8 protein-coding genes and 1 pseudogene are annotated in these 11,094 nt (G+C 68.0%); 6 read left to right on the top strand and 3 right to left on the bottom strand.

What is annotated here, in order from left to right; all coding sequences use genetic code 11:
- Positions 1-151: 151 nt before the first annotated feature.
- A protein-coding gene (locus AB0M46_RS35020) for an IS5 family transposase (protein ID WP_363343229.1) occupies positions 152-1,065 on the top strand; the annotation gives its coding sequence in 2 pieces (ribosomal slippage) (positions 152-506 and positions 506-1,065; 915 coding nt in all).
- On the opposite strand, the gene AB0M46_RS35015 is transcribed toward AB0M46_RS35020, so the two are convergent.
- Positions 1,016-2,788 carry a glycoside hydrolase domain-containing protein gene (locus tag AB0M46_RS35015; RefSeq protein ID WP_363343235.1) on the bottom strand — a complete coding sequence of 591 codons (1,773 nt, stop codon included), beginning with the start codon at positions 2,786-2,788 and terminating at the stop codon, positions 1,016-1,018. The two genes, AB0M46_RS35020 and AB0M46_RS35015, sit on opposite strands and share 50 nt — an antisense overlap.
- 167 nt (positions 2,789-2,955) lie before the next feature.
- Here AB0M46_RS35015 and AB0M46_RS35010 point away from each other — a divergent pair.
- The 3 genes and pseudogenes from AB0M46_RS35010 to AB0M46_RS35000 form a co-directional block, all read left to right on the top strand.
- Positions 2,956-3,126 (top strand): annotated as a pseudogene (locus tag AB0M46_RS35010) (helix-turn-helix transcriptional regulator); the annotation flags it as partial.
- A gap of 150 nt (positions 3,127-3,276) precedes the next feature.
- Positions 3,277-6,648, top strand: a complete 3,372-nt coding sequence (locus tag AB0M46_RS35005; RefSeq protein WP_363343233.1) for a hypothetical protein — start codon at positions 3,277-3,279, stop codon at positions 6,646-6,648.
- Between the two features lie 117 nt (positions 6,649-6,765).
- Entirely contained in the window at positions 6,766-7,293 is a 528-nt protein-coding gene (locus tag AB0M46_RS35000) for a hypothetical protein (RefSeq protein ID WP_363343227.1), read from the top strand.
- Between the two features lie 329 nt (positions 7,294-7,622).
- Here the strand turns inward: AB0M46_RS35000 and AB0M46_RS34995 are convergent, their stop codons facing one another.
- Complete coding sequence (locus AB0M46_RS34995; RefSeq protein ID WP_363343225.1) at positions 7,623-8,297, bottom strand: DUF6308 family protein; 675 nt, start codon at positions 8,295-8,297, stop codon at positions 7,623-7,625.
- A gap of 184 nt (positions 8,298-8,481) precedes the next feature.
- Between AB0M46_RS34995 and AB0M46_RS34990 the strand changes: the two genes are divergently transcribed.
- Together AB0M46_RS34990 and AB0M46_RS34985 are read left to right on the top strand one after the other, a co-directional pair.
- On the top strand, positions 8,482-9,114 hold the full coding sequence (locus AB0M46_RS34990; RefSeq protein ID WP_363343223.1) for a hypothetical protein: 633 nt from the start codon (positions 8,482-8,484) through the stop codon (positions 9,112-9,114).
- A 383-nt stretch (positions 9,115-9,497) separates the two neighbouring features.
- The gene (locus AB0M46_RS34985) at positions 9,498-9,725 is read left to right on the top strand and encodes a hypothetical protein (RefSeq protein ID WP_363343220.1); all 228 of its coding nucleotides are present in this window, start codon (positions 9,498-9,500) and stop codon (positions 9,723-9,725) included.
- Positions 9,726-9,910: 185 nt separating this feature from the next.
- On the opposite strand, the gene AB0M46_RS34980 is transcribed toward AB0M46_RS34985, so the two are convergent.
- Positions 9,911-11,092 carry a TIGR02679 domain-containing protein gene (locus AB0M46_RS34980; RefSeq protein WP_363343218.1) on the bottom strand — a complete coding sequence of 394 codons (1,182 nt, stop codon included), beginning with the start codon at positions 11,090-11,092 and terminating at the stop codon, positions 9,911-9,913.
- Between the last annotated feature and the right edge of the window lie 2 nt (positions 11,093-11,094).

Below are 11,094 nucleotides of genomic sequence, written 5' to 3'. Positions count from 1 at the left end.
TCCGCGCGCACCTCCCGAACCCGACCTCGCCCCAACAACAAACGCGGGCTGACCGGCGTCACCAATCAGCCCGCGTTTAGCACCAGTCACCTAGGGCCTGTCTCTTGGATCTTGGGATGATCTATGGCGTCCGGTTTGTTACTCCGAAGCCATGACTGCCCGATTCGAACTCACCGACGCCGAATGGGACCTGCTACGCCCGCTGCTGCCCGCTGACCCGCCGCGTGGCGGGCGGTGGCGGGACCACCGCACCGTGATCAGCGGCATCCTGTTCCGCGAACGCACCGGTATCCCGTGGCGGGACCTGCCCGCCCGTTTCGGCAACTGGAAGACCATCTACCAGCGCAAACGCCGCTGGGCTCTGGACGGCACCTGGCAGCGCATCGCCGAACGGCTGCGTCTGGACGCCGACCTCGACGACGGCGATGACTGGACCCTCGGCGTGGACAGCTCCGTCGTCCGCGCCCACCAGCACGCGGCCGGCGCCCGGCACCAGCCACCGGCCGACCGGTCAAAACCGTAACGGCGACCATCCCCGAACAGGCGACTGAACCCGAAGCCCTGGGCCGCTCCCGGGGCGGGTTTAGCACCAAGCTGCACCTGGCCGCCGACCGCCGCAGCCGACCCGTCAGCCGCACCATCACCGCCGGGCAACGCCACGACCGCATCGGCTACCCCGCGGTGATGGCCGGTATCCGCATCCCCCGCCGCCGCGGCCGGCCCAGAACCCGGCCCACCCGGATCCTGGGCGACAAGGCCTACTCCATCCGCGCGATCCGCGCCGACCTACGCCACCGCCGCATCGCCGCGACCATCCCCGAACGCGCCGACCAACAGGCCAACCGCCGCAAACGCGGTGCCGCCGGTGGACGGCCGCCAGCATTCGACGCCGAGCGCTACAAGCAGCGCAACACCGTCGAACGCGCGGTCAGCAAGCTCAAACAGTTCCGCGCCGTGGCCACCCGCTACGACAAGAGAGCCTTCATGTACCTGGCCGCCATCGACATCGCCACCATCAAAATCTGGCTCCGCGACCTCGCCACAGATCCACGAGACACGGCCTAGTGTCGGGCATGCCGGGGTATGACGCGACGAAGTCGAGGAACCCGTGGTCGGTGTCGCCGAAGACCTGGCCAGAGCCGGGCTCGCCGTAGGCGGGGTTCTGGTTCTGGAAGTACTCTGCCACGAGCTCCGGCCCGCTGCGGTCGAGGTGGCCTTGATCGCGCCACTGCTGGGCGCGGGCCTCGAGCCAGTGCAGTAGCGTGTAGAACCCGTCGTTCGGGTCGCGCGGGCGAGTCACGCTGTTCACGCCCAGGTCGCGGCCGGAGACCATGTCGTTGTCGATCTCGATGCTGCCCGAGGTGTTGGGTGCCAGGATCCGGTTCGCGATCTGGTCGAACGCCCAGTTGTCGGGCAGTGCGAAGCCGAGGTTGCCGCTGTAGCCGGTTGACATGCCGCTGACGAAGCTGCGCGTGGTTAGACCCTCCGCGGCGAGCCGCGAGCAGGTGTTGCGGCAGCCGTACACGCCGATCGCGTAGTAGCCGCCGTCGGCTGCCACCGCGTCCCTGATTCCTTGGAAGTGAGGTATGACATTGCTGGTGATCTCTTCGTCGATTGCATCGAAGTCGACTGATACATACAGCACGGTGCCCTGCGGAATGCCGAGGCCACGCGCGGCGGCGCACGCCGCGACGCCAGCGGCGTGCCCCTGATCGTGGTCGAAGTAGGCGACTGAGTCGCCGAATTCCTGGTAGATCGGGAAAAATGAGAGCCCGTTGTCGTTAATTAGGGCGATCTCGGAGTTGGTGAGCACCTTGTTCGTGCCGCCGGTGAGGTAGCGGCCGACGATGCGGTATCCGGCCGCCTTCACGGTCTGGATCGTGGTGCTGTTGAGCGGGTACATGCAGTCGAAGGCGGTGCCGATTCGGTTGGGGTCACCGGTGGACACCAGCAACGACATCCAGGTCTGGTAGTCGCCCGCTCCGGTGCCGGGCAGCGCGCAGAAGTTCTGGAACGACCGCACCTGGCTGGCCAGGGTCGCGGTGAACGTGCCCGCATGCCCCCAGTCGGGGTCGCGCCCGTTGAACTGCACCGCACACTGGAAGAGTCTGATCCAGGCAGCGTGCGACGAGCTTTGGGTCACGTAGGCCTGGCTCTGCAGACCACCTCGGGTGCCGGGGCCGACAGCGCCGGTTACCACGTCGTCAGACATGCCGAGCTGATACTGAATGGCCAGCACGAGGGCAGTCTGCACGCTGCGGGAGAAGTATCCGTCGCACGGCCCGATGAAGAATTCGGCACGGTTGTAGTAGGCGCCGTTGAGCCATTGCTGGCAGGCCCGGATGCCGGCGTCTCCGCCGTACAGCAGCACGTACGCATCCATGGTGAGCAGGGCCTTGAAGACCTTGGGCATCACACCGAACGAGGGAAACGGCGCTGGTGGCACACCCATGTCCTGCAGCATGGTGGTGAGTCCGCCCTGCGTGGACGCGCCGAAGGCGCCGTCGATGTCGCCGCCGTAGTAACCCTTGCAGTAGAGCGCCGCCTCCACGATCGTGCGCATGTTCAGGTTGGATGAACTGGGCCCGACCGGGCCGTACGCTGTCAGCCGGGCCAGTGTTGTGGGCCCGAAATTGTCCGAGAGCGCGGTGATCCCGAGCTCGTGTTGCAGCGCCCGGGTCAGCGCAAACATCGTCCCCCAGCCGGTGTACCCGTTCTCGGTGCACGCGTTGTACCCGGAGACGCCCGCGTAGGTGCGGTTGACCCACTGTTGCGCCCGGAGAACCATCTCGTCCACAATCCGCCCCTTCGTCGACCGTCGTGCGTCGACTGTCTCGACCGTCGACGCATGGGTCGAGCGGAGCGGCAGATGCCCGGACAAGGCCGTACGCCAATTTAGGCTACTGAACGTATCTGATTGATTTCTTTGAGTGTCTTCGCGCATGATTTGCCGTGATGAATGCTCCGACGAGTGATGATCCGGATCACATCCACACCCGCGCCGAGTTCGCCGAGGCGTTGACCCGGCTCCGGGAGGCCGCCGGGTTGACAGTTCGCGACCTCGCCGACGCCACCAACCTGCGCCATTCCACTGTTGGCGGCTACTGCAGCGGCCGGCATCTGCCCAGCAGCGGACAGACTGAGGTGCTCGTACGGATACTGGACGCCTGCGGTGTCCACCAAAAAACTGACCTTGATCGTTGGGTGGCCGCGGTCGGCCGGGCGCGACGGGCGCCTGGACCGCGACCCGCCGATGCACCCGCGCCGTTTCGCGGTTTGGAGAGTTACCAGGTCGCCGACCGCGACTGGTTCTTCGGCCGTGAGGAGCTGACCCGCGCGCTGGTCCAGCGCGCCGGCACCGGCACTGGACTGTTGTTCGTCGTTGGCGCGTCGGGATCGGGCAAATCCTCGCTCCTGCGGGCCGGGCTGCTCGCGGCGCTCGCCGACGACCCACCGCCGCGCCCGACGGTCCTGCTCACTCCGGGCGCCACGCCGACGGTCGCGCTCGCCGAGGCGCTGGCCGGCCACCCCGCGGTCGTCGTAGTGGACCAGTTCGAGGAGGTCTTCGCCGCCGCCGACGGCGACGCGTTCATCGCCACGCTGACAGAGGTGGCCGCCGACATCAGAATCGTGCTCGGCATGCGCGCCGACTTCTACGCTCACGCCGCTGCGCGCCCGGGCCTCGTCACGGCCCTGCAGGACGCCCAGCTACTGGTTGGCCCGCTTGCCGAGCCACAGCTGCGGCGGGTGATCACGGAGCCAGCGAAACGGGCCCAGGTCGACGTCGAAGAGGGCCTTGTCGACCTGATCCTGCGCGACCTGGCCCCGGCCGAGGCGGGCACCCTCCCGCTGCTGTCCCACGTGCTGCGGACCGCCTGGTTGCGGGGGCATCGGCGCCGCCTGACCATCGCCGACTACCGCGACAGCGGCGGGCTGCGCGGCGCCGTCGCCCAGAGTGCCGAGGAAGTGGTCGCCGGCCTCGACTCCGCACAACGCCAGCTCGCCCGTCGGCTGTTCGTCCAGTTGGTCCACGCCCCCGAGGGCATGGCCGAGACCCGCAGGCAGGTCCGCGTCGAAGATCTTCGCACTGGTGTGGACGCCGACGACGAGGCACGTGATGCTGTGCTCGACCGCTTCATCGAAGCCCGCCTGGTCACCGGCGACGCCGACGGCGTTCGGATCACGCATGAGGCGCTCGTGCAGGCTTGGCCGCGGCTGCGCGACTGGATTGAGGCCGACCGCGCCAGCCTGCGGGTGTACCACCGGCTGCGCGATGCCGCGCGCTCGTGGGAGGACACCGGTCGCAACGGCGACGGACTGCTGCGCGGTACGAACCTGGAGTTGGCGCGCGAGTGGGCCACGAACCCGGCTCGGGCGGCCGATCTCAACCTCGTCGAGCGCGCCTTTCTGGACGCGAGCGTCGCCCTCGACGCCACCGAACGGCAGACCGCCCGCCGCCGCGCCCGCCTGCAGGCCCGTCTGCTCGTAACGATGGCGGTGCTGCTGGTCGTCTCGACTGCGTCCACCGTGTTCGCGTTCGTACAGCGGCACGTCGCCGACAACGTGCGCGACACAGCGGTGTCCCGGCAGGTGGCCGACGACGCCGACCGATTGCGCGACACCGATCCGGCGCTCGCCCGGCAGCTCGCCCTCGCAGCGTACCGGGTCAGCCCCACCCCCGAGGCCCGCTCGATCCTCTACGGCCTCACCGCCGACCCGGCCGTCGCCCGGTTTCGCGCCTCGCAGGGCACGGTCGCCATCACCGCCAACCCCGCCACGGGGCTGGCGGTCACCGGCGATAACGAAGGCGGCATCCGGTTATGGCACGTCGCTTCCGGCGGCGCACTGTCCGGCGGCGCCTCGGTCACGGCGCTGAACGGCAGCGTCTTCGCCCTCACCACCAGCCACGACGGGCGGCTGCTCGCCGTGGGCGGCAAGACCGGCGAGGTGACCCTGTGGAGGCTCTCGGCGACACCTCAGCAAGTGGCGACCATACTGGTGGACGCGACGTCGGTCTACGGTCTCGCCCTGAGCCCCGACGGCCGAACACTGGTCGCGGCCACGGCCGGCCACGGCTTGCGTCGCTGGGAGATCAGCGACCCGGCAGTCCCGGCCGCGCTGCCCGACCTGCCCAATAACCCGGCCGGCGACGTGCACGCCGTGGTGTACGCAGCCGACGGCCGGTTGCTGGCGGGCACGCCCGAGCACACGGTGCGCGTCTGGCGGGCTGACGCGACCGCGGTCGACGGCCCCGACCTGACCGGCCCCACCGGGCTGGTAAACGGTATCGCCGTTGATGACCGCAGCAGTATGGTGGCTGCCGCGTCCAGCGACCGAACTGTCTACCTGTGGCACCCAGCGCGGCCGGTAGTCGCGTTGCACGGCTTCACCAGCTTCGCGAACGCGGTCACGTTCAACCCCGATGGCGCCCAGGTCGCCGCGACTGGCGCGGACGGGTCCGCCCGCGTCTGGACCGTGGCGGACGGGCAGCAGGTACGGACCCTGCCGCACCCCAGCCCAGTGACAGGTTTGATGTACCTGTCCGCCGACATTGTCCTGACCGGCTCGGCGGACGGGTACGCGCGGACCTGGTCACTGCCCGGCGGGATAATCGGCCCGACGAGCAATCAGGTCTTCACCGTCGCGTTCGACGCCGCCAGCCGGCTGGCCGTCAACGCCGAGTCGACCACCGCGGGCGCCGGCGAGGTCACCCTTTGGGATGCCCGCGATCCTGCCCATCCCCGCTCCGCCGGACCACCGGTGCGAGGCAACAGCCTCTCGGGCGCGGCCGCCGTCAGCCGGTCGGGGCACCTGCTCGCGGCCGGCACGTCCGACGGGAGCACGGCGCTCTGGGACATCCGCGCCCCGGCCGCCCCACAACAGCTGACAACGCTGACCGGCCCGACCGCGCAGGTGGAGGCGGTCGCGTTTAGCCCCGATGAACGGCAGCTTGCTATCGGTGGCGACGACCACGCGGTGTGGCTGTGGGACCTCACGCGGCCGGAAGCCCCACGGCTGCGGGCCACCCTCCGCCAGCCGACGAACCTGGTGCTGAACCTGGCGTTCAGCCCGTCGGGCGACCGTCTCGGCGCGGCGAGCGCCGACCGCAACCTCTACCTTTGGGACGTGCGTGGCACAAGCCCGGTGCGCCTCGATAGCGCCACCCGGGTCTCCGGTACGTACGCGTACGCGCTTGCGTTCAGCCCCGACGGCGACACTGTCGCAGTCGGTAGCGCAGACAAGACCGTGCAACTCTTCGACGTGCGTGACCGGACACGACTGCGTGCCGCCGGTGCGGCGCTGACCGGCCCGACGAACTATATCTACGCGGTCGCGTTCAGCCCCGACGGCCGCACCCTGGCCGCGGGCAGCACCGACGGCACGGTCCGGCTGTGGACCCGCGGCTCCGGCCCAACCTTCACCCGCGCCGCGACCCTAACCGCGCCCGGCGCCGTCTTCACGATCGCCTTCAACCCCGACGGCCGGGTGATTGCCGCCGGCACAGGCGACGATAGCGTGTCGCTCTGGCGGGTGACCGACGACGGGGCTCGCTCGGCCCTGTGCCAGGCCGGCAGTGAACCGATCACCCAGGCGGAGTGGCAGCAGTACCTGCCGGCAATCCCCTACCGCGACCCGTGCCCGGGGTAGCAGCCGCGTACGGGTCTGTACGGACGTCTTCGCAACCCTCGCCCGACGGTCAAGCTGCGACCGATCGTCAAGGCAGCGCCGGGCACCTCGCCCGGCCGAGCCTCCTGAGGGGGACCAATGGGCAAACGCCAGCTACACACCGCACTGTCGCTCGCCACCGCAATGATCGTCATCATGGTCGGCGGCCTGACGCTGACCGCTGGACCGGCGGCGGCAAGTTCCACGGTGTGCGCCAACTCCAGTGACCAGTCGTGCGCCGGCCAGAACCCGGCGAACTGCGCCAACCCGGGAACGGTACGCCCCGACGGAGTCTGGATCTCGGACGCGAACAACGACGGCACCGTCTGGGGCCTGCAGATCTTCGCGCCCGACTTCAGCGGCAGCCAGACCGAGGTCGGCTGGATCCAGTTGCGCTGGAGTCCCACCTGCAAGATGAACTGGGCACGCATCATCTTCACCCACCCGTTCCACGGCGAGCTCTCGGCGTGGAACTGGGACCGGCCGTCGCAGACGACCTGGATCGGTTACGACGGCAGCGGCAACCACTTCACCCCGACGGTCAACGGCATCGCTCAGGCGTGCGTCGGCATGCAGGTGTACCTCCAAGGCGTCTACCGCAAATGGGACTTCGGCTACTGCGTCTGACCCACCGCCACGAGGCCGGAGTTCATTCCTAGGACACCGGACCCTGCGCGCCGCGCGCCGGCATCTAGAAACCGTCAGCGCCTTCGGGTCTTGAGGTTGCCGGGCCGATAGGGGGTCGGCCCGGCAACCGGGCAACTGGGGCGGGCGCAGGCCCGACCCTAGGCGCGGATCGGTGGCTGCCAGCGCAACGCGTCGTGAATCGGAGGCAACGCTCACGCCTTGCTGCTCGGCGTTTCTGCGTGCGGTATCTCAGCCGCGCCACGGAGCGCGGCAACAAACCTGAGGACGTCCGTTCGTCATGGCCGAGGCGCGCTGATCTCATGCTGGTATCACCAGCGCCGGCTTGCGAGCCGTCCAGCATGCCAAGCGACGATGTCCAACGCGCGCAGAGGCGTGATGGCGGGTCCTGGCGCGTACCCGCTGATGTCCTGCCACGTATCCAATTGAGCGTTCAGGTCTTGTCGTATCGCCCTACCCAGCAGCACTGCGAACGCTGCCCAGCAGCGCTTCGTGTCGCGTGGGATCGGCGCCCCAGGCGCGTCCCGATAGCAGTACCGGATATTGTCGTCATATAGAGGGATGAAGCCTGGACGCTTACGGTGCAGGATCTTTGCGAGGATGGATCCACCGACCCCGGGCAAGCCGTTACCGTCCAGCACGGAAAACAGTGCGCCGAGCTTGTTCAGGCCATCGTCGTCAGAGTGCTCGAGCCGGGCATCCTGGCTGATCGTCCTCAGCAACTGGTTGAGCTCGCCACATCTGTCCCGAAGGCCGTAGTAGGCCTTCAGTGAGAGGTGGCTGACGTTCAACAACACCGGTGCTAGAAGGTCGCTGTCAGCCAGCCGATCGGGATCGTGGTCCGGCCGGTACGCCTCGTATGCCGGATATGCGGAATAGACGCCAGTGGCCGGGTTTAGGTAGGAACGCGCTGCGGTGAGCGCTTGTCCACGTGGCACACGAAATGCGCCAACTTGGACGATGACATCGGCATCCACTTCATCCATACATTCTCCTCCGGCTTTGCGCGTCTAGTATCGTTCTGTGCCCTCACCGTCGAATACGCGCCGAAGTCTGCCCGAACACACCGTCGACTGCTGGGTAGCAGCAGATGTACTCGTACGCTTCCCCGACGCACAACTCTGGGCACCTACTCAGCGTGGATCCGACAACTGGGATACCGCCTTCCAGTTGGGCCGGGCCAAATGCTTCATCCTCGAAAACAAGGCAACCGAGCCTTGGGCACAGACCCCGACCGAACACAAGGTCACGATAGATCTGCCGCAGCTCATCCGATACGTCCATGTCGTGGGCGCACCCGTCTACTACATCCTGCCGGCACCTCCCTGGGCCGCCGCGACCACGACTGCGACGCTCGCCGCAGTCGCGCCCGTACCTGCAGCGAGCCACTGCCGGACCGGACGACAATGCGTCCACGGGCCTGGCGTCCACGGGCCCTTCGCCGACTGGGCTTACGTGGTTGACCTGATCTCCCTCGTCACATTCATCGTCACGTATCGCTTCCCGCGCGGCGCCCGGTATCTCATCCCGGCACGCGAGTTCGAGAAGATCCCAGGTGCGATGACGCTCCATGAATTCCTTCAGGGAGTAAGGCTCTGCCACGCGGGCGGTGTCCCCTACGCCGATGCGGCTACTGCCCGGCGGGGATGGCAGGAGGAGGCCGAGAACCGACGGGCGCAGGCCATGGATCTGCTTGGCGGTGAGGTGTACTGGCAATTTAGGTCCGACAACGAACTCGCACCGGGCCGATCGGGCGTGCTAGCTGTCGCAGTGCCAATGGCCACTGACGCTCAGTCCAGTTGAACCCGCGCGTTACCGTAGTCGCGGTGTCACGATGCCCTCTGTGCCGAATTCCGACCGTTCATCGGATGCAACCCCGGAGACAGCCGCCAATCGGAGTGCGGACCTCACTTCATTGGCCGTTCACCGTTCGTACACGGCACTCATGATCGGGTGCCCGCCAGTAGAACGCACACCAACCCCGCAGACGGGGTGCACGCAGCCACGGATAACGCTCGTGCACGTCACAACGACGCGGATTCGACCACCTGAGAGTGACGAACGTGCCGGGACCGCTCGACGTCTGTGGGGCGATCTGCTCTCACGCTGGGCCTAACCGAGGCCTGTGATAGCCCATGCTCTGGACGGTGCCGCGCCGCCAGTAGCGTCGGATGCCATGAACGCCGATGGCCTCGCGCCGCGCCGGCTGTCCGTGCTGGCACTGGACACCGACTGGTTCTCCGCGCGGTGGGATCACCACGATCAACCGCCGCCTGTGCATCGCGCTCGCCGCGACCGGCGCGCGGGTCTTCTGCGCCGTGCCCGGCATGACCGCCGAGGAGGCACGCGCGGCCGCGGCGGTCGATCCTCGTCGCGGGTGGCGCACTACCTTGACGATTCGGCAGTTGAGCTGAGTTAGCATCCGCGTGGGGCCCATCTTGTCGCTACAGGAGCGCCGTTGATCGCCGTCGATGCCTGGTGTCCGGCCAGGCACCGGCCACGATCGAGGTCCCGACCCTGGGAAGTTACTCATGCCCCACAAAGGTTGTCGATGGCACCAACGCCCGCCTTTTCCTGCAGCGGCTTTGGCGGTTGACAATCACCCGCCCTCAAGGATCCGGGCCAGGACGGCATCGTGTTCCTGGAAGACAGAGGCATCGGGGCCGGGCCAGTCGGCAGCTGCGGAGTTGATGACTGGCGCGTTAAGGGCTGCCGCGACGGTCGTGGCGTCCATGGCTATGAGTTCGGCTTGGTAGAGCTGTGCGACCGTTTCAGCGATCTGTATTCCTGCGTTGTCGACGTCGCCGGCGTACCGCAAGGGCACGCCACAGCGGTTGGCCAGCTGCAGGAGGACGTGGTCGACGGCCCTCAGCTGACCGCTGGTGCACGCCAGCGAGATCCGGCTCTGCCGGATGAGGGCGATTTCCAGCACGGAGGGGTTCTCGACGACGGTCAGTGGTACGGCGGCGAGGGTTGGTGGGGTGGCGATGAGGTCGAGCAGGGTGAGCGCAACAGGCAGGGCCGAGGTGCGCAGGCGTTCGTCGATCGGGCCGTCGCCGATGGCGTCGACGTTGAGCAGCAGGACGGTGGCGGAGAGCCGGTCGGCGAGGATGCCGACGCCGGCGAGGAGTTCCCGGACAAGGTCGGGTCGGGTGGGTTCGGCGCGGTTGGTGAGCTCCGCGATGGCAGCGACCAGGCGCGCGCCGGAGGTGGTGCCGAGGTCGAAGAAGTGTGGATTTCGTGTCGTGTCGTGGGCGAGTTTGGCCAAGGGCATGGGTGGTATCGCCGGCACGAGGGCGAGTGCGTCTGCGAGCGCGTCGATGGTGCGGCGCATGTCTGTGTCGTCGTCGCTGAGACCGGCGGCTCGAAGGCGTGCGACGAGGCGCGGGACCTGGGGTAACCGCCGTGCGGCGTACTCCCAGAGCTGCTCGCGCAGGGCGATGGACGCGCGGTTGGCGAGGCTGCGGTTGACGATCTGCTCGCCAGTGGCGCGCTCGACGAGGTACGGCAGTGCCTGGCAGTCAATACGGAGGACCTGGAGGAGTTCACGCAGCGGCACGACAGTCCCTGCTGCGGTGACACTCACCGCGGATCGGCGGCGGCGGGACGTCGTGGTGTCCAGCCAGGTTCGCAGCATGGAAACGCCGGTGCGGGACAGCTGAGCGACTCGGACCGTGTTGATCGTCTCCGCGGATTCGCCGGCACACAGGCGCCGGTGAATGGCATGCCACAGCGGGGCGAGGTCGGGGTCGTCGGCAAGGTGATGGACGTCGGTGGTCATCT

This window comes from Dactylosporangium sp. NPDC051485 (assembly GCF_040682015.1).
Classification (GTDB): Bacteria; Actinomycetota; Actinomycetes; order Mycobacteriales; family Micromonosporaceae; genus Dactylosporangium.
The sequence above is the reverse complement of the archived record's forward strand: the minus strand, read 5'-3'. Positions and strand labels throughout refer to the sequence as shown.

Bases quoted from the DNA above. Each gene is read 5' to 3' on its own strand.
- AB0M46_RS34995 (WP_363343225.1), bottom strand. From the start codon at position 8,297: ATGGATGAAGTGGATGCCGATGTCATCGTCCAAGTTGGCGCATTTCGT.
- AB0M46_RS35015 (WP_363343235.1), bottom strand. From the start codon at position 2,788: ATGGTTCTCCGGGCGCAACAGTGGGTCAACCGCACCTACGCGGGCGTC.
- AB0M46_RS34985 (WP_363343220.1), top strand. From the start codon at position 9,498: ATGGCCTCGCGCCGCGCCGGCTGTCCGTGCTGGCACTGGACACCGACT.
- AB0M46_RS34980 (WP_363343218.1), bottom strand. From the start codon at position 11,092: ATGACCACCGACGTCCATCACCTTGCCGACGACCCCGACCTCGCCCCG.
- AB0M46_RS35000 (WP_363343227.1), top strand. From the start codon at position 6,766: ATGGGCAAACGCCAGCTACACACCGCACTGTCGCTCGCCACCGCAATG.